Origin of the sequence: Psychrobacter jeotgali, assembly GCF_904846315.1 — a bacterium.
Lineage (GTDB): Bacteria > Pseudomonadota > Gammaproteobacteria > Pseudomonadales > Moraxellaceae > Psychrobacter > Psychrobacter jeotgali.
Genome location: NZ_CAJHAF010000001.1, coordinates 1,240,829 through 1,263,691 on the forward strand (window position 1 = coordinate 1,240,829; position 22,863 = coordinate 1,263,691).

The following is a 22,863-nucleotide window of genomic DNA, read 5'->3' on the forward strand; positions in this document are numbered from 1 at the left end:
TACTATTCAATGCCACTCTCTTCTTTATCGATACGTTCGAGTGCGAGACTTAAATGATTTTTGATTTCCTGATAGTCGTAATTTTTCATATCCTTAAAGTTTAGATGTAAATTAAATCCAGGCAAGGTATGATCCACCCACTTTGATAAACGTCCTTTATTCGCATCGGGATCAAGCACTTGCCAAGCTTTTATCTCATTATCAAAACCTTTAAGCTGATAGCTACCTGCGTACTCACACTCATAGTCGTGACAGATATAATCATAGGTCGCTTGGCTGATTAATATATCACCTTTGCCAGCTATACTCTCCAGACGAGAGGCTAGATTGGCCTCTTTACCAATAATAGTATAGCTAAGACGATTATTACTACCGAAATTACCAACATGGCAGTAGCCGGTAGTAATGCCGATGCGCACATACAACCCTTCAAACCCCATCAAGCGCCATTGCTGCTTCAAGCTGCGCATCTCACGGCGCATATCTATAGCCATCGCTACGCAATCCAGCGCATCCAGGCGCGCACCTTTGCTATCAGGCTCACCAAAGAAGCAAACCATACCATCACCGATAAACTTATCCAGTACCGCACCATGCTTATTAGCAATGGTAGTCATGCAGCTCATATAAGTGTTTAGAATATCAGATAAATTATCAGCACTTAAACTGTCAGAAAGCTCTGTGAAGCCTGCAATATCAGAGAACATAATAGATAGCTTAGCGCGCTTATTAGCGACACTAACGGGATCATCAGACTTTATTATAGGCTGCCACACTTGCGGTGGTACAAAGCGGGTTAATTTATTAATGACTGAGACCATAGTATCTAGCCGGCCAATGGTTTGCTTGGAGGCATTATCGTAGCTAATATACTGGCGATATATATTTCCATATTGCCATAAGATCGCAACAATGCTCGCTGACAAAGTTATGGTTGGCAAAAACCCCTTATCACAGTCTATAGCGGCGCCGTTCAAGATGACACTAACATAGTAAAATACTATCATGGAGACCGCAGAAACTAGGATTAATTTAAATCGGTTTTCAGGAGCGCTAACAATCAGGCGTGCACCTATTAATAGTCCTAGACTTAAAGAGATTATCGTACAAAACTGTACTGCACCAATGACTGTTGATAATAAAATTACCACTATATTGGAAGTCCAAAAGCTGGGCTGGCGGCGATAGTTATAAACTAAAATCATTAAACTGGGCAGAGTGATAATAATCAATAACGCCATTGAAGTGGGACTGAAATCAAAATGTAAAGCCATTAGTACTACGGTAAGTAGTAGCACAAAAACTTCGGGATAGTCAAACTGATTACATTCATTACTATCTAACAAGACACGCTGTGGTATTTCGTCAGAAGATGCCATGTTCAGTATTCACTTTTATAAGAAAATCAGGAATAAGAAGTTTAGAATAAGCGTGGATGTAAAAATATATTAATAATTAAGTATTACTTATTTTAGGTATTATAAAACGATTTTTTTATAAAATGTAGGTTATTGACTACAAAAAAAGCACCGCCCATCGCTCACTAATCTATTTAATGGATAGTAATGAGTAATAAGCGCCGCTTTAGGTTCAATTGAAACTTAGTGTTTATTGAAGCTCGATCTACATTTGCCAATCAAACGGCATTTGATGATGACCTCGTAATGCCATCATTAGGGTTTGCTGCATTTGTGCTAATACCGCTTGGGTATAAGGGACAGCAGGAACTCCCCATACGGGCTTTGGCCACTGCATATCGTTTTGATAACGGACAATATGATGAAAATGTAGCTGCGGGACTTGATTACCAAGCGCTGCCACATTCATTTTGTCAGCCTGAAAGGTTTTAGCTAACTGGCTGGATAACCAACTCGATTCACGCAAGAACTGTGCTTGATCGGCTTCGGATAACTCATAAAGCTCTTTGATACCAGAAACTCTCGGTACTAAAATCAGCCAAGGAAATTGACAATCATTGATCAAACGACAGGTCGAAAGTGGAAAATCGCCCACCAAAAAACTATCGGCAGCAAGCTTGGGATGCAATTGGAACATAGTAACGGCTTCTCTTATTATAAAATATGAATAAAATGGACTAATAGAGGCTATATATAATAAGTTATTTTATCAGGTATTCTGTCGATAAAATAGCAGCATTACCGATTAGCGCTCCCCCTTTAATCTTAAGCCTAATATCACGCCGGCTCTGCTACGACATGCTCACTGAAGTAACTTAATAATTCTTGTATAGCATTCACGCGCTGTTGAGGTGTCGCAAGCTTATCGGTATTGTTATAACGAATACCCGAGGCGCCATTCATTCGATAATGCTGCCCATCTGCTTGAATCAATTTTATAATCGCCATCGCATCGACGGGAGTGTCTGGGGCAAACTCCACCGTCATATTATGACTACTGGCATCAATTTTATTAATCTGCAAAGGTTCAGCCAGCAGGCGTAGATTATGAATAGCAAATAGCTGTTTGGTTTGATCCGGTAGCGTGCCAAAACGGTCTATCATTTCGGTACGAATATCCGTAAGCGCTTCCTTATCATCGGCGTTGCTAATGCGTTTATAAAACAACAAACGTTGATGCACATCATGCAAATACTCTTCAGGTATCAACGCTGAGCTGTGTAAGTTAATCTCACTCGTAAGCGATAAAGGCGTATTTAAATCCGGCTCTTTGCCCGCTTTGATGGCTTTGGTTGCCCGCTCTAGCATATCCATATATAAGCTAAAGCCGATAGCTTGCATGTTACCACTTTGCTGTTTACCCAATATCTCGCCGGCACCGCGAATCTCTAAATCTTCACTGGCTAGCATGAAGCCTGCGCCCAAGGTGTTGGCTCTCTGAATAGCATGCAAGCGCCGTTTGGCATCGCCTTTTAGACCTTTTAAAGAAGGTACTAATAGGTAGCAGTAAGCTTGATGATGGCTACGCCCTACTCGGCCGCGTAGCTGATGCAGCTGAGCTAAACCAAATTTATCGGCACGCTCAATGATAATAGTATTGGCATTCGGGATATCAATACCAGTTTCAATAATGGTTGAGCACACCAAAACATTGAACTTTTTATGGTAAAACTGCTGCATAACCTGTTCAAGCTGACGCTCTTGCATCTGTCCGTGAGCAACGCCTACCCGAGCCTCTGGTACTAGCTCCCGAATGGTTTCCGCCATGCGCTCAATACTAGCCACGTCATTATGCAGCAGATACACTTGCCCGCCGCGTAATAGCTCACGCAGTATCGCCTCTTTCATCAAAGCATCTGTTTTTTGCATCACAAAAGTCTTAATCGCTAGGCGACGGGCGGGCGGCGTGGCAATAATAGACATATCACGCATACCTGATAGCGCCATATTGAGCGTCCTTGGGATGGGCGTTGCCGTCATGGACATACTATCAACATTGGTCTGAATAGCTTTTATACGCTCTTTGTGACGCACTCCAAAGCGATGCTCTTCATCAACAATCATCAGACCTAAATTAGCAAATTTAACATCTGGCTGTAATAATTTATGCGTGCCGATGACGATATCTACTTTGCCAGCAGCTAAATCCGTTAACACTGTTTCTTGATGTTTTTTACCACCGAAACGTGACAGAGTCTCAATACGTACTGGCCAGTCCGCAAAACGGTCACGGAAGTTGTCTTCATGTTGTCCTGCCAGCAAGGTCGTGGGCACCAAAACTGCCACTTGATAGCCAGCGCTGACTGCAATAAAAGCAGCACGCATGGCCACTTCGGTTTTACCAAAGCCCACATCGCCGCAAATCAGTCGATCCATTGGCTGATTCTGCTTCATATCATGGATGACGGCTTGAATAGCATTGGCCTGATCGGGAGTCTCTTCAAACGCAAATTGACTGGCAAATAGCTCGTACTGAGAGATATCCATTTTAAAGTTAATACCGACTTTGGCTTCACGCCTTGCCTGCATATTAAGCAGCTCTGCCGCTACATCATGAATCTGCTCGAGCGCCTTTTGCTTGGCTTTATCCCATTTGCCACTACCAATTTTATGCAGCGGTGCTAGCGCTGGATCGCCGCCACTATAGCGGCTAATCATTTGCAAATTAGCCACCGGCACATAAATACTAGCATCGTCAGCGTACTTTAGATGAATGAACTCTTGCTCACCGTCGCCGACATCCAAGGTAATTAGACCGTTATAGCGCCCGATACCGTGCTCAATGTGCACGACAGGACTGCCCTCAGTCATCTCAGTGACGCTCTTGACCAAAAACTCTTCTGAAACCCCGCCACTTTGGCGACGACGACGGGTTTGTAGCACTTGACGACCAAATAGCTGAGTCTCGCTAATCATTACCAAGCGCTCAGGGATATAAACCCCGCGCTCAATAGGAGCCACGGTCAGTCCTACCTGTGGACGCTGGTTTTGATTGTGAATATGCTCTTTATTATGGGCTAAAAAGTCTCTGAAACTATCATAGGCTTGTATATCAATTTTGCCTTTGAATAGCTCAATCAAAATCTCACGGCGACCCGCCGTTTCGGCGACTACTAATACTGGCGTATTGCTCTGCATTTGAGTATCTAAAAACCCTAACAGCTCAGATAGAGGCTCGGCTTTTTGATGATTAATAGCCAGCTGCGGCGGTTGCTGGGCGCTTAAAGTCACTAAGCCCTGAGGTTTGTGAGATTCTGAATCTCTATCAGACTTATCAGGATTTTTATTTTGATCTTTAGCGGTGTCTATTACAGTAAGCAACTCTTCGCGTGCACTCAATATTACTCGTGGATAATGATTAAGCTGCTCGTTAAGCAGGTTCGCAGTTAGATATAACCACTCAGGGGCGACAATAGGTTTATCAATATCGTGCCGACGCTCTTCGTAGCGGCGCTGAATCTGTGACCAATAATCAACTTGACGCTCCCCAATCAGCTCATCGGTAATAAATAGAGCATTATCAGGCAAGTAAGCAAATAAACTGCTCTCTTGACGCCAATCTTCTAAATCAAAAAACAGCGGCTGATAATACTCTAAACCGCTACTGGCAATGCCTGCCATCACATCTTTATGCAGCTCAAACTTACGGCTGCTGGTATTAGGAAACATCGCCGCAAAGTTCGTCCGAAAGGTTTCGCGGCCCTCATCTAGCGGAAACTCTTTAGCTGGCAATATCTGAAACTTTTTAATAGGTTTAGAGATATCAGGCAATTTATGTAATAGTGATAAAGACTCTGCTCCCATACTATTATCTTTGCCTGAGATCATATTTTTGAGATCGTCATCTGTCAGCGTACGCTGAGTCTGCGGATGAAAAAAGCGGATAGTTTCAATTTCATCATCGAATAAATCTAGGCGCAGCGGAAAAGGCTGCCCCATCGCAAAAATATCAACAATGCTACCACGAACAGCAAACTCGCCGGGCTCAAAGACATTCTCAACCGCACGATAGCCCGCCTTTGCCAACAGCTCGCGCTGAGTATTGATATCGAATCTATCCCCAACGCTCAAATCAAAATGCTGCCCGATAAGCCAGCTTGGCGGAGCGACCCGGTGCATCAGTGCCTGTATTGAAATCAGCAGCACACCTGATGATGGCATATCGGTTAGCAGATTAATACGCTCGCTGACGATATCTTGATGCGGTGATAGCTCATCATAAGTTAGCGTCTCCCAATCTGGGAATACATAAGCATCGACCCCGCAAAACGCCAGCTCAGTCTCTATTTGATTGAGCTGATTTTGATCGCGAGTCACAACGATTTTTAGCCGATCAGCGATTTCCCATAAAGGCGTCTTGACTAAGCTTGCCAGCCAAAGACTACTAACCGCACCGTGAACCGGTGCCAGCCAACGTTTTTGGGTGTCTTTAATAGGAAATAGTTGCTGGTTGATAGGCGCAAACGCGTCAGTTAAAGCGGTGATAGGCATAGCAAATAGAATCAAAGTTAGAAGTCAGGGGACTATTATACGAACATTTTCGCCATTGACCAAAATTAATGCCGTAACGGTTTGTCACTGTTTGACAATAGTCAGTTATTTGTTACTATAGCCTATTTTTTGGGCTATAACACTTTAATGCGCTTCTATTAATAGATATTTTTAAATACTAATTAGCGTATCTCCCATCCTTTATATCTATTCGATCTTGGTGTCCTCTCAATTATTGTATGAGAAGCCGAGATTCTTAGACCGTTATTTCTTTAACTGTCATTTATTAAAACTCGCTTTTAATAACCCATTGTCTCTTGGTGCTTTTGGAATTTAACACTTTCAAAACTTGCTACTTTTAGAGTTGGTCTTGAGTAGAGTTGGTCTTGAGGCAATCTCTAATCGGTATGGCCTTTTTAATTATTTGAAGCTTGTAGCTGCGAGAATTATTTGCTTTTAGTAAATAAAAGACGCACAACAGCGTCCAGCACAGCTACCTCATCAGGAGATTCGTCACCTATGAACGAGCACAGAAAAATCCCCAAACATCTTCTTGAAAAATTTCGTCGCCGCCTATATAGCACCGAACATCGAGTGGGCGACAATAATGTAAAGATATTAGGCTTAGACCTGCATCGACCTGTATTTTTTACTACCGCAATTGCTGTGGTTGGTTTTGTATTATTTGCTCTGCTATTACCTCAGACCGCTAATTTGTGGCTAAATGGAGCCAAAGATTGGGTGGTGAATGGTTTTGATTGGCTGTTCGTCAGTACTGCCAATATTATGGTTATATTTTGCTTAATACTGATCGTTTCTCCTTATGGCAGTATTCGGATTGGCGGTATTTATGCTAAGCCTGATTTTAACCGGCGCTCCTGGCTTTCGATGTTGTTTGCTGCAGGAATGGGCATTGGCCTGATGTTTTGGAGTGTGGCAGAACCGCTAGCTTATGCTAGCGGCTGGGCAGGAACACCGCTTAATATTCAAGCAGACACCCCAGAGGCTTACCGTGCCGCCATGGGCGCAACTATGTATCACTGGGGTCTACATCCGTGGGCAATTTATGCAGTTGTCGGGTTATCATTAGCATTATTTGCTTATAACTTTCGCTTTCCGCTTACTATGCGTTCGGTCTTTTATCCGCTGTTTAAAGAAAAAACGTGGGGACTTCCTGGGCATATTATTGATATCTTGGCGGTTTTGGCTACTATCTTTGGTTTAGCTACTTCGTTAGGATTGGGCGCACAACAAGCAGCCAGTGGTCTTAACTACCTGTTTGGTTGGAACTTTGCTGGTAACTCGCTTGAGATTGTCATTATCATATCAGTCACTATTCTTGCCACATTTTCGGTGGCGCGCGGTTTAGACGGCGGAGTCAAGCTATTAAGTAATATCAATATGATGGTGGCTTTATTACTGCTTCTTTTTGTATTTTTTGTGGGTAATTCTTTTGGTCTGCTGGGGAAAATTGCTCAAACGACGGTCGATTATGCTACTTATATTCTGCCATTATCGAACCCAGTAGGCCGTAGCGATAACGAGTTTTTTCATGGCTGGACGGTGTTTTATTGGGCGTGGTGGATTAGCTGGTCACCGTTTGTAGGGATGTTTATTGCTCGTATCTCCAAAGGTCGTACCGTACGCGAGTTTATTACCTCAGTCATGTTAGCGCCTACTTTAGTCACTATCGTTTGGATGACTGTCTTTGGGCAGTCAGGGTTAAGCCAATATAAAAACCAAGTGGGCGAGTTGGCAGGCGGCGTTAGTAACGCCTCTTTAACGCTCTTTCAAATGCTCGAAAACTTGCCACTTGGCGCTATTACCTCATTAGTGGCGGTGGTTTTGGTTATGGTTTTCTTTATAACCTCATCAGACTCAGGCTCGTTAGTGATTGATACCATTACCGCTGGAGGTAAACTTGAAGCATCAATAATGCAGCGTATATTTTGGGCAGTTGCTCAAGGTCTAATTGCTATTGCTTTACTTTATGGCGGCGGCGCCGAGGCACTTAAAACCATTCAGTCAGGTTCAGTAAGTACTGGTCTACCCTTTACCTCAATACTGATTGTTATGTGCGTGAGTCTGTGGCTGGGGCTGCGGCGGATTTATAAAGCCCGCGAACAAATGCTCTCGGAGCTGGAGAAATACTAGTCTCAAAACATTAAAGCAAAAATTACTCAACTCTCAGTTATCTGACAAAAAACCCCAATCTATTAACATAGACTGGGGTTTTGATATTTTGAATGCTTACCCTATCTTAATCGATCAAAGGTTTATCGCTAGCAATGATGCCGTTATTATCGGCATAAACGAACATTCCTGAGTTCAAAGTCAAATCACCAAAACTAATTTCAAGGTCAATTTGCCCTTCATCACGGCGAGTTGATTTGCGCGGGATGCACCCCAATGCCATAACCCCAATATCCATCTGCGCCATATCGTCAACATCACGGACACAGCCGTAGACTATTACGCCCGCCCAGCCATTATCGATAGCGGATTGGGCAATCATATCACCGAGCAAGGCGCAGCGCATAGAACCGCCGCCATCAACCACCAGCACTTTGCCTTCCCCATTTTTATCTTTACCATCACTATTTAATAGCGCTTTGACTCGGCTATTATCTTCAAAGCATTTAACGGTTACAATCTCACCGCAGAACTTATCTTTAGCACCAAAACTATAAAACGATTTGCCTTCGATATTAGGTAAACAGACCTGCGATTCTGGGTTAGCATCCAATAAGTCACAAGTGACAAAATTCTCTTTGGTCATAGCTGTTGATTCTGACATGATTATACTCTCCTTGTTAATATTTTGATTATTGATTAGTAGTATTATGATTTTTTATAGCGTTAATAACGCTTAGGCTATTTATAATTATAGATAAACGTTTTTAAAGGCTTGGTTTTATATTAATGTTTTACCCGCGTCATCGCAAGCATCTGCTTATTCTCGATTATAGTTGTGGTGCCCGTATTGGTTAATAACTCTGGACGATATTTACGGCGCTCATAACTGTCTTGTGCCGTCACTGCCATAGCTATGGCTACTCTTTTAGCGGAGATAGGATGTAATGGTAACGCTTCTGAGACTAGCGGTGAGATCATTTTAAAGGCTTTTTGGCTGATACTTTCAAGTGGTCGACCTTTATGTTTACCTAAAAGCAAAGAAGGACGAAAGATAAATAACTGTGGGAAATTTAACGCCATAATAGACTGTTCCGTTTCAGCTTTTACGCGGTTATATAAGAACCGACTGTCTTGATCAGCGTTGGCAGCCGATAGTAAATAGAAGTTTTCAACGCCGTTTTTATGACAAAGCTTTGCAAATTTTACATTATAATCATGATCGACTTTTCGAAATGCTTCATCGCTTCCTGCCTGCTTTTTGGTAGTGCCGAGACAGCTAAAAGCATCGGTATTATTATTGGCATTCACACTAGCAAATACTTCAGCTAAATTATCAAAATCACTAAGCTGATAAAAACGCATATAGGAATTGATATAACGTGGCGGTCGCCGAGCAATCACAATCAAAGTGTCATAAAGCTCGCTTAACTGCTTAATGAGGCGTTGCCCAACCAATCCTGTGGCGCCGATTACAATTGCTTTTCGCTGCATATTTTACCTATCTTTTTTATCACTTATTATGAAATGTAGTCTTATGTCATTAGCAAGCTATATTAGCAAACTATTACTTTTTTCAAGCTCGCTCTTCTTAAGACTGCATCTGCCAAATATCGCCTTTATAAATTATACGACTTGAGTATCATACCTAAACTACCCGATAATAAACGCTATTGCTTTGCCTTAATTGTAAGAGATTTTGTCATAAAAGTGTTGATGTGCGCTTGTTAATTATCAAGCAAGCTATTCTGTATGATGAAAGCTATGGATTGCATAGCCATTTCTTTACGCATTTTTACGCATTAACCATTAAATACATTGTTCTAAGCCCGATAATTTGTTAAGATAACCGGCTTTACAGGTTAAGGCTGTTTAATTATTCCAAACCGCCTTAATACTTGCGATGACTTACTTATAAATAACTTATTCGTATTTGGCATCGACATCATATTTGACGAGACGGCTGCTCGTCACCGATGATTGTTACACCCATTATTGCAATCAACATTCATATTTTATCTGTCTTTTATAAAGGAGATACGCGTGGCTAATACTGCACAAGCTCGTAAACGCGCCCGTCAAAACACCAAACGTCGTCAGAACTCTGCGTCACAACGCTCAATGGTTCGTACTTATCTAAAGCGTGTTGATGCGGCAATCGAAGCAAAAGATTATGATGCAGCTACCGAAGCTTACAACAAAGCGGTACCTGTACTTGATCGTATGGCTGACAAAGGCATTATTCATAAGAATAAAGCTGCTCGCCGTAAGAGCCGTTTAAACAAAACCATCAAAGGCTTACAAGCTTAATATTGGTGTTGTAAACAACTGCTTAAAGAACCTTGTCCTGGTGGCAAGGTTTTTTTGTGGGCAACTATATATAAGAAAAGCAAGTCTGTTATAGACCATCAGCAATAAATACGAATGCTTAAAAACATTAAGAGCTGAAAAAACTAGGTCCACTTCACTTCAGGGGGCAATATAAGCTTGCTACCTTGGTCACTTGACGACTCATATCTATCAATCAAAGTCTTGATGGAACGAGTATAAACCTTACCACGCCAAACGAAATAAGCATTAGTCTCCCTAAAAGGTTTATCGTCAAACCATAAAAAAGACCCTTCCATCATCTTTGGCCAATCATCCCAGTTAATCTCTTCTCGATCTAGCATGACTCCCAAGAATGCCGACAACAACGTATCATGGCTAACCGCTAGCATTAGATGACCTTGTTGCGGCTGGTTTTGATAAAACAGCGACAAAATATCTAAACCACCTTGATAAACGTTCTTCGTACCTGCAAGGTTGCCTTGTAAAAATCTATTGATAAAATTAAGCACCCCAATCTCTTTAAATACTTGATTGGCAAGCTCAGGCTCAGTCACCAAGCTGCCAGGCTCTACCAATAACGACTCATGAGTAATACTACGCTGTAGGCCAGCCCCTTCTTGCATCAGCTGTGCGGTGTCAATACAGCGACCTATAGGGCTTGATATGCTATCGACATCCATTGAGTACGGTAAATTACCCGCCAGCCAACGGCCCCAAGACCTCGCTAATACACGGCCTTTGGGTGTTAATGGTAACTGATAACTAGCAAAGCCCTGACCGTCCGAACGCTCCCGTAGAGAGTGTCTGGTGAACAAAATCAGGCGCTTATCTATAGGTAGTAAATCAACTGAAGAGATCATACTATCTGGCAGATGCGCAGGCGCAGATGATACACTTGAATGGGGTGCTGATTTGTCAGAGCTGGTAGTAGCTTTTGAAGCATTAAAGGGTTTATTCATGAGGGTTAGCGTAGCAGATTTTCTGTGAAGAGTGAACGAAATATAAATATATTAGCGGCCAAACCAAAGTTCTTACTTACTATAAAGGATCTTTAATAAATCCCAGTATGATTTTTCATCATCATTTTATTCAAATTATTATTAAAGCTTGCTTTGTTAACTAATATCAATAACTTTGTCCCACGCAAATGCTAACGCCGTGCTACTCACCTCGTTAGGATAAGCACGCGGATTTACCAGCACCCGAGTGTTATTAATTCGATAATCAAAAGCTTCATGAGTATGCCCATGTACCCATAATGTAGGTGCCCATGGCTCATGCATCCAAGCAGAAAAGTCGCTAACAAAAGCAGCATTACTAGGCAAGGTCGCAAATTTTTCAGATACGGATAATGGACTGATACTATGATGACTCATGACCACAACCTTTTTATCTAGCGCTTTAGCTTCAATCAGAGCTTGCTTAAGCCATTCGCGGTGCTCAGCATGTATCTGCATGGATACCTCAGGCGAGAATAGCTCACCGCCCGCATATATACGTTTATAGTCGCGCATAAAACGCTTGGCTACCATCATAGTATCCTCATTAGCTTGATACTGATAATCGGTCCACAACGTACAACCTAAAATACGCACCTCACCAATATCAATGTGCTGACATTGTAAAAAGCGCACTCCTGTTTGGGTAGAGAAATCATAATTGTCCCAAGTAGCTAGCTTATGATCAAAATGCAGTACATCTTCATTAAAGTACTCGTGATTGCCGGAGATAGTAATCAGTGGCACCTTTAATCGTGCCGCCTGCTCTTGTAACCATGGCATCCCATTGTCACTATTTGCCGTATCACCAGCCACTAAAATTACATCTGCATCAGTTTTTGGAATATGCCCCATCGGGTGTGATTGTCTGACATAACTGTCAATGTGTAAGTCACTTAAAATCTGCAATTTCATACGATTCAATACCACTAAAACATAGATGAATTAAAAGAATGTAGCCTTTATCTCGCTATTTTTTGCTATTTAATATAGTGAACACACTTTAAAATTGGTAAAGTACTGCTGGTATCAATTTTACGCAGCATCTGTCGGCGTAGGCACAGCACGCAAGTAAAATTAATACCAGCAGCACAGATTACAGAGTGTGCCTATTTTATTTAGAATTGACTATAGTAAAAAATAAAAGAGACAACAGCTAAGTTGTCTCTTTTATTATAATTTCAAGTAAAAATAACTATAAGGTACTTAAACTAAATTATAAAATACCTTGTAATATTTTTTCTAACTTAGCCGTTGGATTAGCTGCTTGCGTGATTGAGCGACCAATAACCAAATAGTCTGAGCCATTACTTAGTGCTTGTTGCGGAGTGCAGATTCTATGCTGATCATCTGCATTATCCTCCGCCAATCGTATACCCGGAGTTACTAGCTTGAAGTCTTTTCCGCACAACTTCTTAAGTGCCTGAGCTTCTTGCGCTGAACAAACTACTCCATCAAGATCGGCTTGCTTGGTCAGTTGCGCTAAACGCTGTACCTGAGTCTCTAACTCTCCAGCGACCCCGATTTGCGCCAGCGCATCAGGACTCATAGAGGTCAAAACCGTCACAGCGATGAGTAAGGTTTGATAATCGTTGTCTAATAAGCGCTGCTTCGCTAATGACATTGCGTCGTAGCCTGCACTGGCATGGACATTAACCATCCAAACGCCCATGTCCGCTGCTGCTAACACGGCTTGAGCCGTTGTATTAGGAATATCATGAAATTTTAAGTCTAAAAAAACTTCAAAACCGCGTTGATGTAACGCCGTTATAATAGCAGGACCACAGCGGGTGAATAACTCTTTACCTACTTTTAATCGACATAAGGTAGGGTCTAGCTGGTCAGCCAAAGTAAGTGCTGTGCCCATATCGGCGTTATCTAGGGCGACAATAATAGGCGATGTTATTAAAAAATCACTCATGGTTTAGTTACTTTTTAGATGAATGTTTACTAAGTTATCAATTAAATTTAGCCGTAATAAGCTGTTAAATGAGCTATTCTCGTTTACGCTTAGTCAACGTAGCAGTTTCAATAGGATCAGTGCTGGCTTCATCATGCACATTACTGGCTGTCGCTCCATATACCGCTTCTTCTACCGTCGGAGCATTGGCTTGACGATCAATAACTACATTGGCCTGCGCCACCTGCTCTTGTAAATTCTTATTTAACTTTTGCAAGCGTGATATTTCCCATTTATTCTGTAAAACCCGGAATATCAATAAAGATAAAAGCATACCAATGATGATACCTAAAGTCATACAAAGTATTAATAACAGCCCCAAATTCATAGCTGGTGCTTGAGAGAAAAGCAGGTTAACGCCGATTTCGGTATTGTTTGCTAATACCAAACCCAAAGCATAAGCAAAGCTCAAAAACAGTAGGACGAACAGTATGAAGCGCATAAGGTAACCTCAGTTGTCAATAATATTGACAGTCTAATACTAATCTACCCAATTGAATACTAACGGCAAATATAGTTTAACTTTTATGATATTAACAATCATACGTAGCATCTAACACTATAGCAGAGTACTCAGTCGAGCAAGCGGACTGGGATAGTCTATTCCAACTTATAAGCAAGTATAGCTGAGTATTTAGTTACCCATATAATTGTTTATATAACTGTTTATGTAGCTCACTATAGGGCTACTTTTTCGTTAACCGCCTCACGTAATGCTTTACCTGGTTTAAAGTGTGGAATAGCTTTAGCGGGTACTGGCACGCTTTCTCCAGTCTTAGGATTACGACCTATACGAGCACGGCGGTGATGCAAGCAAAAGCTTCCAAACCCCCGCACTTCCACTCTACCATCGTTTACCAAGGTATCCACCATTAAGTCTAATATTTCACGCACGGCATCATCGACAATAGTTTCAGTTATGGTATCGCAATTGGAACTCAAATTATTAATGAAATCGGATTTATTGATTGCTTGCTGCATTATTACGCTTGCCTTATCAAATTTGTGATTATGGTCTTTAACGATTTGGTATTAGTTTACATTCTGTTACTCAAGGTTGCAAACAATAGCGGAACTTACTGTCAATAAAAATGTTGTTTAGCGAGCTCATTATACTATTTAATTTACTCATATCATTTAAAGCCAAACTATAATCATAAAAAAAAGCGACCGAAGTCGCTTTTTCATTATATCATTAAATAATACAAAGAGTTACTTACTGCATTTGCTCTTTGATCAAATCACCAATTGTTTTTGGCTGGGCATCAGAGCCAGAAGCGGCTTGTGGTGCATTGCTACCCAAGTCTTTAATAGCTTGACGCTCTTCGGCTTCATCTTTCGCTTTGATAGACAAGCTAATGTTACGAGTTTTGCGATCTACACTGATGATTTTCGCTTCAACGTCATCACCAACGCTCAAGTGCTTAGTAGCATCTTCAACGCGGTCACGTTGAATCTCAGAAGCGCGTAGATAGGCTTCAACTTCGTCAGCAAGTTCAATAGTTGCGCCTTTAGCATCAACGTCTTTCACTTTACCATTAACGATAGCACCGCGGTCATTAGCGACTAAGTATTCGTTAAATGGATCTGAGCTTAACTGCTTGATACCTAAGCTGATACGATTTGCTTCTGCATCTACAGACAATACCATAGCTTCTACGGTGTCGCCTTTATTATAGTTGCGGATAGCTTCTTCGCCAGTTTCATTCCAAGAGATATCAGATAAGTGCACTAGACCATCGATACCGCCATCTAGACCGATAAAGATACCGAAATCAGTGATTGATTTGATAGTACCTTCAATCTTATCACCGCGCTCATGCTTTTTATCGAACTCTTCCCATGGGTTAGGTAGAGTTTGTTTGATACCTAAGCTAATACGGCGACGCTCTTCATCGATGTCAAGAATCATGACATTGACTTCATCACCTACTTGTACAACTTTTGAAGGGTGGATATTTTTATTGGTATGATCCATCTCTGATACGTGTACTAGACCTTCGATACCTTCAGAGATTTCAGCAAAACAACCATAATCTGTCAAGTTGGTTACACGAGCTTGGACAATACTACCTACTGGATAAGTACCGGCAACGTTATCCCAAGGATCAGTACCAAGCTGTTTTAGACCTAAGCTTACACGATTGCGCTCACGATCAAACTTCAATACTTTAACTTTTAGGTCTTGACCTACTTCAACCACCTCAGATGGGTGCTTAATACGGCGCCATGCCATATCAGTAATGTGTAGTAGACCATCGATACCACCAAGATCTACGAACGCACCGTAATCAGTTAGATTTTTTACGATGCCTTCGATCTCGATACCTTCTTCAAGCTTATTCAATAACTCTTCACGTTCAGCTGAGTTTTCAGCTTCCATAACGGCACGGCGGCTAACCACAACGTTGTTACGCTTTTGATCAAGTTTGATAACTTTGAATTCTAACTCTTTACCTTCTAGATGCGTAGTATCACGAATCGGACGTACATCTACCAATGAGCCTGGTAAGAACGCGCGTACTGAACCCACGTCTACAGTGAAACCGCCTTTTACTTTGCTTGAAATAATACCTTTTACAATCTCATCATTATCATAGATTTTTTCAAGGACATTCCAGGTCTCAACGCGTTTGGCTTTTTCGCGTGACAGCAGGGTCTGACCCATACCGTTATCAACCGCTTCAACCACCACGTCGACACTATCGCCAACTTCAACTTCAAGTTCGCCTTCTTCGCTTAAAAACTCTTCACGAGCGACGATACCTTCAGATTTAAGACCGGTATCAACTGTGATCCAATCATTATCAATGGCCACAACAGCACCTGTAATAACCGAGCCACGCTCGATGTCCAGACCCTGTTCTTCAATGCTCGCTTCAAATAGTTCAGCAAATGATTCCATTATTTCTACCTTTGTATAGCCGTAGCCTGTCCAGCACAGTACGGATCAAATTTATGATTATATAAGATGAGATACTGGTTTTATATCTTATGTAACCATATAAAAAAACAGTTGTTGCTAATAATCTATAGCTTTTAGCCTGCTATTTATTTGAAATGAGACTAAGTTTCAATGAGACCAAGCTCTATTCAGCTATGTTCAATCAAATTGCTAGTAACAACTGACTTGTTCTATTCACTGTAATTTTATACTAAAACCTACCAATTAGATATTTTTTTCATTCATAATTGGTTATATTCTATTTTAAACCCTTATTTTCGCTAGTTATTTAAAAGACACGCTTAAAAACAAATACCATGCTGCTGACAATGGATTTTGATACGCTCATACACTTGGTCAGCATTCAGCTCTGAGCTATCTATAAGATAGGCATCCTCTGCTGGCTTTGAAGGGGCAGTTTTCCGATTTTCGTCACGATCATCACGGGTCTTAATAGTAGCCAATATCGCTTCATAATCAGCTTGCTGACCTGCCTTGGTAAGCTGGGTAACCCGGCGCTCAGCGCGTGCTTTGGCACTGGCTGTCAAAAATACTTTTATATCAGCATCAGGAAAAACTACCGTACCCATATCTCGGCCATCAGCTACTAGCCCTGAGTGCATAGCCATCTCCCGCTGCAGCGTCAATAGGGCTGCACGTACCTTTGGAAACACGGCTATACGAGAGGCATAGCCCCCAACGGTCTCATTACGTACTTGCTCACCAACCAAACCACCATTAACGATAATATCAATGCGGCCGGACTCTACATTAGGCTCAAAAACAATCTGTAAATTCTGAGTGAGAGCCAATACTGCTGACTCATCAATCGCTTGTTCGGTGTCTGCAGTAATTAGCCCTGCTTCAAACGCCTTGAGACCTACAATGCGATATAAAGCACCTGAATCCAATAGCTGATAACCTAAGACCTGGGCTAGTCGCCATGCTGCTGTGCCCTTGCCGGCACCGCTAGGACCATCAATGCAGATAACAGGATAACGCTTGGCTCTAGTTTGATTATTATCTTGGTTATCCGATAAAGAGACAGTCATAATACTCACTTAACAGCAGGCTGTTGATAGGCAAAAATTCATTACTTATCAAGTATTTAGCAAAAATCCGCAATATTCACGGCCAAATAGTGCGCTATTATAACAAAAAACCAGCGCCTTCTCTAGCATAAAACCCGTAACTTACTTAATCTTACTGTTAGTAAAAATATGGCTTTTATAAATAATAAAATCAAGTATTAACAGTCTTTTTTAACTTCGCCCATTGTCGACGATTTTTGAAAAACTGTTTCAGTAACTGACTACTCTGCTCGGCATATAAACCACTATAAACCTGAATATTATGATTATAAAACGATTGCTCAGGTAAATTCATTTGGCTACCGACCATACCAGCACGCGGTTCATTGGCGGCATAAATAAGTCTATCCACACGAGCATGGATCAAAGCGCCAATGCACATAGTACAAGGTTCCAAGGTAACATATAAAGTAGTCTGCAAAGGCAAACGGTAATTCTGTAGGCGCAGGCAAGCATCCCTTAATGCCACAATCTCGGCGTGAGCAGTAGCATCGTGGCGTCCAATTGGTTCATTAAACCCTTCACCAATGATTTTTTGTTCATGAACCAATACTGCACCTACAGGCACTTCCCCATTATTAGCGCCAAGCCGAGCTAAAGATAAGGCTCTCTCCATCCACTTCGCGTCTGATAGCGACCATAACTTGCTATCGGCTAGACTCTCTGGCGGTGGTGATAATTGCAGCTTCATATATTGACTATTTAACATCTATTGCGGCAACTGCCAATCAATCGGAGTTTGTCCATGTTGCGCCAAATAATCGTTAGTTTTCGAGAACGGCTTGGAGCCAAAGAACCCACCACGATTGGCGGCAAGTGGTGACGGATGCACCGCAGTCAAAATCAGATGCTTATCGGTATTGATATACTTACCCTTTTTCTGTGCTTTACTGCCCCATAAAATAAAAACCGTATGCTCAGTCTGCTCATTGACCACATCAATGACCGCATCAGTAAATTGCTCCCAGCCTTTATTCTGATGGCTATTAGGCTCACTTTCTCTTACGGTCAAAGAGCTATTAAGCAATAACACTCCTTGTTTAGCCCAATGGGTCAAATCGCCATGGGCTGAATACTGGGTACCAATATCATCAGCCATCTCTTTGAGCACATTATTAAGTGAAGGTGGCTTTGGAATGGTTTTAGGTACTGAAAATGACAGTCCCATCGCCTGACCTGGGCCATGATAAGGGTCTTGACCTAAAATCACTACTTTTACTTTTGATAATGGGGTTAAATTTAAAGCGTTAAAGATTAAAGGCGCAGGAGGATAAATGCTAGCGCTCGACTGATAGGCTTGCTTTAGAAACTCGCGCAGATTATCCATATTATCAGAGGTTAGCTCTTCTTCTAAAGCCCTCTTCCAGTCCTCAGGAAGGCGAACCTTATCTAGAATTGCTTTTTTTTCGGCGGCGGTTTTTGTGGTTTTTTGATCCGCTTGCTCATCGAATAGTGCCATAGATGCTTGCCTATTTTAGTTATTTTGACAGTAATAAATACGCTTTAATTTTATAAAAGCTAGGATTATGCTAATGGTAGCAAAAAATTGGCAGTTATTGCGTTATAAAATTTAACGGTTATAAGAAGAAATTTTTACCTTTTAACAGTAGTTCAATAATTACCATAAAAAAACGGCTACCCCAGTAAGGATAACCGTTTTCGTCTCAATAAAGTACAGTAATTAGCTCGCTAGCGACTCAGAATCCGGGTGTGGTTCGTGAGTCTCAACCACTGTTAAAATGATGCGGCTATCAGCGGAGCCTTTATCACTTTTACTAGTGCTAACAGAGGATTTTTGCAAATCTACTGCCTCTTCTTCAGACTCCAAAGTGACATGAACCACGCCGCCATTGACCAAATCACCAAATAAAATCATATTTGCTAATGGCTTTTTGATTTCGTCTTGAATCAAACGCTGCATCGGACGAGCACCCATTAGGCGATCATAGCCTTTATCCGCAAGATAATCACGTACCTCATCATCAATCTCTAAAGTCACTTGCTTGTCATCGAGCTGAGCTTGTAATTCAACCAAGAACTTATCAACGACTGACACTACTACCGAAGTATCTAGAGGATTAAACTGGATAATCGCATCTAAACGGTTACGGAATTCAGGCGTAAAGACCCGTTTCAAGGCTTCGGTATTATCACGGCTGTGATCTTGCTCAGTGAAACCCATCGAGGAGCGACTGATGTTTTCTGCACCCACGTTAGTGGTCATGATGATAATCACTTGTTTAAAGATAGCGACCCGGCCGTTATTATCAGTCAGCGTACCATGATCCATAACCTGTAATAGCAAGTTAAAGACATCAGGATGAGCTTTTTCAATCTCATCCAGCAATAACACACAATGCGGATTTTGATTGATTTTTTCAGTAAGCAGACCACCTTGATCATAACCTACATAGCCAGGAGGCGCACCAATCAAGCGTGAGGCGGTATGAGCTTCCATATATTCAGACATATCGAAACGTACCAGCTCAACCCCTAATAGATTCGCTAACTGACGCGATACTTCGGTTTTACCTACCCCTGTTGGGCCTGCAAACATGAAGGAACCAATAGGCTTATCCGGCTCTTTTAGACCAGCACGAGATAGCTTAATAGCATCTGCTAGGGTGGCAATAGCTTCATCTTGTCCAAACACTAGGCGTTTGAGATCCCGATCTAAGTGCTCAAGGATACTCTTATCATCGCTTGACACGGCTTTGGGCGGAATACGCGCTAGCTTTGCAACGATAGCTTCAATGTCTGCTACACTGATCTTCATTGGCGCCTTTTTCTTGTCAGCGGCAAGGAATTCATCGGTATTTTCAGAATCATCAATTGCTTTAGAGGCTGATTGCTGCTGGGTTCCAGTAGCTTTTTCACTCTCAGCAGTATCATCAATACTCGCTTCGATATCTTCGAAACCTTCTTCATCAATATCTTTGTTAAGATCAGCAAGTAAGCTTTCTTCTGCATTGATATCATCCGCATCTGGGATAACCCCTAGACGCTTGTAAGCTCCTGCTTCATCTATAATATCAATAGCTTTGTCTGGTAGAAAACGCTCATGCAAATGCTTAGCAGACAACTCTACCGCACTGACTAAAGCTTCATCACTATATTCTACATTATGGAACTCTTCATAGCGTGGTTTTAGACCACGTAATATATCGATGCTTTCTTCGATAGTAGGCTCTTTTACATCTATTTTTTGGAAGCGACGCGAAAGTGCATGGTCTTTTTCAAACACTTGGCGATACTCTGTAAAGGTAGTCGACCCTATACAGCGCAGCTCACCATTGGCAAGAGCTGGTTTGATTAGGTTTGAGACATCCATGTTACTACTCATAGATGAGCCTGCACCAATAATCATGTGAATCTCATCGATAAACAAGATGGCATTAGGCTTGTTTTTTAGCGCCTCAAGTAGCGACTTCATACGCTTTTCAAAATCACCACGGTACTTAGTACCTGCAATCAAAGCACCAATATCTAAACTATAAATCACACAGCCACTAAGAGGTTTGGGTGCTTTATCATTGATAATTAACCAAGCTAAACCTTCAGCAATAGAGGTTTTACCCACCCCAGGCTCGCCTACTAACAAAGGGTTATTTTTGCGGCGGCGACACAATACTTGAGCCGTACGCTCAATCTCAGGAGCACGGCCGACCAGTGGATCGGTTTTACCTTCAGCAGCACGCTGGTTGAGGTTACTAGCAAATTCCACTAGGGGATCTTTACTGGTTTTCTCTGACCCAGCACGGCGCTCGCCGGTCATAGAGGCACGCGGCTCAGATGGCTCACCTTTATCTTGACCATGAGATAAGTATTGAGTGAGCTCAAGGCGGCTAATACCTTGCTTTTTGAGCAAGTAAACCGCATAAGTATCATGCTCTGAAAACATAGAGACCAGAATATCTGAACCTTCAACCAAACGGCCACCACCAATAGACTGCACATGGAAAATAGCTCGTTGCAGAATACGATCAAAGCTTTGAGTAGGCTGTGGAGACTGCTCAATATCTGGATCTACCGTTGGTGTATGCTTATTAATATAAGCTTCAAGCTCTGTACGCAAGCTTGATACGTTGGCATTACAAGCAGTAAGCGTATTAACCGCATGAGTATTTTCAAGCAAGGCTAATAATAGATGTTCAACAGTGAGATACTCATGCGACTTTTGGCGCGCGAGTGTCATTGCTAAACGCAAAGAGACTTCAAGATGACGACTTAACATAACGAATTCCTACGGTTGTTCAAATCTTTATAATTTAATTAAGCTCTTAGGGACTAAATCAGGGCAAGAGAACCATTGTTCAAGAGCAGTGCTTAGACCTAAGATATATTTATTTATAGCCGATAACGATTAATAGTTGTGAGGTGAGCAATAATGGCTGTATTAATAATAATTTTAGTAGAGGCTATCACGGCTAAGGCTATTACCCTTTTCTTCATATCAACACGATAAGCTGACATAGTCAATAAATTAACCACTATTAAAGTGTATCAAGGCTTATGTTTTTTTAAGTCTCATCACCACCAAACTGCTTTTTGAGCAACTTCATTGTGACTATACTCATCGCAATGAGTTTTAGATAGGATTAGTGGATGAGTACTAACAGTAAGTTTAATTTGAGAGAATATGATTAAAAATCAATAAAGAGCTATAAAAGAGCTCAGTTGATAATAAAAAGAAAGTCAGCGGCATATTAACTTAATAAGCCCTAATAATATGAATAGAATAAGAAGGTAATCAAAGCGATTTTAGTTATTAGTACAACATAAACAATCACTTACACTGATAGATATATAAGGTTGATTAAGATAAAAATCAAGTGATAATGGACGATTAATTGAGGAAATAACAGACAACTTAGCCATGACCCCCAACAGGATATGGCCAAACTTAAAGCGATCGGTATAAATGATCTAAAAAAGAAGTATGAGGTATAAATTACGAGGTAAAATACGCTTAATATTATTATTGAGAGCAATATTTGAAAGATAATCTTGGCAAATAACGTTTAGATATTAGCTAAAATAATAGCTAGATTTTATCTAGCCTATTTTACTCGCCTTGATGAGGTTCAATCTGGGTCAATAAAGGGTAACCTTCACGATGCGCAAGACTATTAACCTTTTTCGCTTTGGTCTCGGCAATATCTTTGGGATAAATACCAGCGATACCTTTGCTGTTATTGTGAATGGTTAACATAATTTTAACTGCTTCATCAATATTATGGCGAAACTCCGACTGTAAGACGTACACTACAAATTCCATCGGCGTATAATTATCATTGTACATAACCACGGCATACATAGGTGGTTTGGCTACTTCAGGCTCTGCGACTAATACATCGGCTTCCGGCGCCGTATCAGCATCGGTATCATTATCTTGCGCACGATGTACGGCTGGCATACTTGGAAAGTGCCAGTCTAAAACAGCAGGTTCAGTAACGGTAAATAAAGGTTTTATCATAACAATATTTTCAAAAATTTA

General features: G+C 41.4%; 18 protein-coding genes. 2 read left to right on the top strand and 16 right to left on the bottom strand.

Annotation, left to right across the window (positions count from 1 at the left end):
* Nucleotides 1–2: 2 nt before the first annotated feature.
* The 3 genes from JMX18_RS04965 to mfd all read right to left on the bottom strand — a co-directional run bounded on the left by JMX18_RS04965 (nt 3) and on the right by mfd (nt 5,909).
* Nucleotides 3–1,379 (bottom strand): adenylate/guanylate cyclase domain-containing protein, encoded by a 1,377-nt coding sequence (locus JMX18_RS04965; RefSeq protein WP_201585152.1) that lies wholly within the window; start codon nt 1,377–1,379, stop codon nt 3–5.
* Nucleotides 1,380–1,623: 244 nt separating this feature from the next.
* Entirely contained in the window at nt 1,624–2,055 is a 432-nt protein-coding gene (locus JMX18_RS04970; RefSeq protein WP_201585154.1) for an HIT domain-containing protein, read from the bottom strand.
* 140 nt (nt 2,056–2,195) lie between these two features.
* On the bottom strand, nt 2,196–5,909 hold the full coding sequence (gene mfd / locus JMX18_RS04975; RefSeq protein ID WP_201585156.1) for a transcription-repair coupling factor: 3,714 nt from the start codon (nt 5,907–5,909) through the stop codon (nt 2,196–2,198).
* Nucleotides 5,910–6,428: 519 nt separating this feature from the next.
* Between mfd and JMX18_RS04980 the strand changes: the two genes are divergently transcribed.
* The gene (locus JMX18_RS04980; protein ID WP_201585157.1) at nt 6,429–8,063 is read left to right on the top strand and encodes a BCCT family transporter; all 1,635 of its coding nucleotides are present in this window, start codon (nt 6,429–6,431) and stop codon (nt 8,061–8,063) included.
* A 106-nt stretch (nt 8,064–8,169) separates the two neighbouring features.
* On the opposite strand, the gene rraA is transcribed toward JMX18_RS04980, so the two are convergent.
* Both rraA and JMX18_RS04990 read right to left on the bottom strand, forming a co-directional pair.
* Nucleotides 8,170–8,688, bottom strand: coding sequence for a ribonuclease E activity regulator RraA (gene rraA / locus JMX18_RS04985; protein ID WP_201588235.1), 519 nt, complete (start codon nt 8,686–8,688; stop codon nt 8,170–8,172).
* A gap of 140 nt (nt 8,689–8,828) precedes the next feature.
* Entirely contained in the window at nt 8,829–9,536 is a 708-nt protein-coding gene (locus tag JMX18_RS04990; protein ID WP_201585159.1) for an NAD-dependent epimerase/dehydratase family protein, read from the bottom strand.
* Nucleotides 9,537–10,085: 549 nt separating this feature from the next.
* On the opposite strand from JMX18_RS04990, the gene rpsT reads away from it, so the two are divergent.
* Nucleotides 10,086–10,352: a 30S ribosomal protein S20 gene (rpsT, locus tag JMX18_RS04995; protein ID WP_201585161.1), complete on the top strand. Its 267-nt coding sequence runs from the start codon at nt 10,086–10,088 to the stop codon at nt 10,350–10,352.
* A 143-nt stretch (nt 10,353–10,495) separates the two neighbouring features.
* Here the strand turns inward: rpsT and JMX18_RS05000 are convergent, their stop codons facing one another.
* From JMX18_RS05000 to JMX18_RS05050, 11 genes are all read right to left on the bottom strand, one after another.
* A complete protein-coding gene (locus JMX18_RS05000) occupies nt 10,496–11,332 on the bottom strand; it encodes a histidine phosphatase family protein (protein ID WP_201585163.1) in 837 nt (278 codons plus the stop codon).
* Nucleotides 11,333–11,488: 156 nt separating this feature from the next.
* Nucleotides 11,489–12,286 carry a metallophosphoesterase gene (locus JMX18_RS05005; protein ID WP_201585165.1) on the bottom strand — a complete coding sequence of 266 codons (798 nt, stop codon included), beginning with the start codon at nt 12,284–12,286 and terminating at the stop codon, nt 11,489–11,491.
* A gap of 301 nt (nt 12,287–12,587) precedes the next feature.
* Nucleotides 12,588–13,292 carry an orotidine-5'-phosphate decarboxylase gene (pyrF, locus tag JMX18_RS05010; RefSeq protein ID WP_201585167.1) on the bottom strand — a complete coding sequence of 235 codons (705 nt, stop codon included), beginning with the start codon at nt 13,290–13,292 and terminating at the stop codon, nt 12,588–12,590.
* A gap of 73 nt (nt 13,293–13,365) precedes the next feature.
* Nucleotides 13,366–13,773 (bottom strand): LapA family protein, encoded by a 408-nt coding sequence (locus JMX18_RS05015; protein ID WP_201585169.1) that lies wholly within the window; start codon nt 13,771–13,773, stop codon nt 13,366–13,368.
* Between the two features lie 236 nt (nt 13,774–14,009).
* Entirely contained in the window at nt 14,010–14,312 is a 303-nt protein-coding gene (locus tag JMX18_RS05020; protein ID WP_201585171.1) for an integration host factor subunit beta, read from the bottom strand.
* 235 nt (nt 14,313–14,547) lie between these two features.
* Nucleotides 14,548–16,236, bottom strand: a complete 1,689-nt coding sequence (rpsA, locus tag JMX18_RS05025; protein ID WP_201585173.1) for a 30S ribosomal protein S1 — start codon at nt 16,234–16,236, stop codon at nt 14,548–14,550.
* A gap of 341 nt (nt 16,237–16,577) precedes the next feature.
* Nucleotides 16,578–17,327 (bottom strand): (d)CMP kinase, encoded by a 750-nt coding sequence (gene cmk, locus JMX18_RS05030; protein ID WP_201585175.1) that lies wholly within the window; start codon nt 17,325–17,327, stop codon nt 16,578–16,580.
* Between the two features lie 190 nt (nt 17,328–17,517).
* Nucleotides 17,518–18,057 carry a tRNA adenosine(34) deaminase TadA gene (gene tadA, locus JMX18_RS05035; protein WP_201585177.1) on the bottom strand — a complete coding sequence of 180 codons (540 nt, stop codon included), beginning with the start codon at nt 18,055–18,057 and terminating at the stop codon, nt 17,518–17,520.
* Between the two features lie 18 nt (nt 18,058–18,075).
* Nucleotides 18,076–18,825, bottom strand: a complete 750-nt coding sequence (locus JMX18_RS05040) for a uracil-DNA glycosylase (RefSeq protein ID WP_201585179.1) — start codon at nt 18,823–18,825, stop codon at nt 18,076–18,078.
* Nucleotides 18,826–19,047: 222 nt separating this feature from the next.
* Nucleotides 19,048–21,600 carry an ATP-dependent Clp protease ATP-binding subunit ClpA gene (gene clpA, locus JMX18_RS05045; protein WP_201585181.1) on the bottom strand — a complete coding sequence of 851 codons (2,553 nt, stop codon included), beginning with the start codon at nt 21,598–21,600 and terminating at the stop codon, nt 19,048–19,050.
* A gap of 831 nt (nt 21,601–22,431) precedes the next feature.
* The gene (locus tag JMX18_RS05050; protein ID WP_201585183.1) at nt 22,432–22,842 is read right to left on the bottom strand and encodes an ATP-dependent Clp protease adaptor ClpS; all 411 of its coding nucleotides are present in this window, start codon (nt 22,840–22,842) and stop codon (nt 22,432–22,434) included.
* Nucleotides 22,843–22,863 lie beyond the last annotated feature (21 nt).

Bases quoted from the DNA above. Each gene is read 5' to 3' on its own strand.
- JMX18_RS04965 (WP_201585152.1), bottom strand. From the start codon at position 1,379: ATGGCATCTTCTGACGAAATACCACAGCGTGTCTTGTTAGATAGTAAT.
- JMX18_RS04970 (WP_201585154.1), bottom strand. From the start codon at position 2,055: ATGTTCCAATTGCATCCCAAGCTTGCTGCCGATAGTTTTTTGGTGGGC.
- mfd (WP_201585156.1), bottom strand. From the start codon at position 5,909: ATGCCTATCACCGCTTTAACTGACGCGTTTGCGCCTATCAACCAGCAA.
- JMX18_RS04980 (WP_201585157.1), top strand. From the start codon at position 6,429: ATGAACGAGCACAGAAAAATCCCCAAACATCTTCTTGAAAAATTTCGT.
- rraA (WP_201588235.1), bottom strand. From the start codon at position 8,688: ATGACCAAAGAGAATTTTGTCACTTGTGACTTATTGGATGCTAACCCA.
- JMX18_RS04990 (WP_201585159.1), bottom strand. From the start codon at position 9,536: ATGCAGCGAAAAGCAATTGTAATCGGCGCCACAGGATTGGTTGGGCAA.
- JMX18_RS05000 (WP_201585163.1), bottom strand. From the start codon at position 11,332: ATGAATAAACCCTTTAATGCTTCAAAAGCTACTACCAGCTCTGACAAA.
- JMX18_RS05005 (WP_201585165.1), bottom strand. From the start codon at position 12,286: ATGAAATTGCAGATTTTAAGTGACTTACACATTGACAGTTATGTCAGA.
- pyrF (WP_201585167.1), bottom strand. From the start codon at position 13,292: ATGAGTGATTTTTTAATAACATCGCCTATTATTGTCGCCCTAGATAAC.
- JMX18_RS05015 (WP_201585169.1), bottom strand. From the start codon at position 13,773: ATGCGCTTCATACTGTTCGTCCTACTGTTTTTGAGCTTTGCTTATGCT.
- JMX18_RS05020 (WP_201585171.1), bottom strand. From the start codon at position 14,312: ATGCAGCAAGCAATCAATAAATCCGATTTCATTAATAATTTGAGTTCC.
- rpsA (WP_201585173.1), bottom strand. From the start codon at position 16,236: ATGGAATCATTTGCTGAACTATTTGAAGCGAGCATTGAAGAACAGGGT.
- cmk (WP_201585175.1), bottom strand. From the start codon at position 17,327: ATGACTGTCTCTTTATCGGATAACCAAGATAATAATCAAACTAGAGCC.
- tadA (WP_201585177.1), bottom strand. From the start codon at position 18,057: ATGAAGCTGCAATTATCACCACCGCCAGAGAGTCTAGCCGATAGCAAG.
- JMX18_RS05040 (WP_201585179.1), bottom strand. From the start codon at position 18,825: ATGGCACTATTCGATGAGCAAGCGGATCAAAAAACCACAAAAACCGCC.
- clpA (WP_201585181.1), bottom strand. From the start codon at position 21,600: ATGTTAAGTCGTCATCTTGAAGTCTCTTTGCGTTTAGCAATGACACTC.
- JMX18_RS05050 (WP_201585183.1), bottom strand. From the start codon at position 22,842: ATGATAAAACCTTTATTTACCGTTACTGAACCTGCTGTTTTAGACTGG.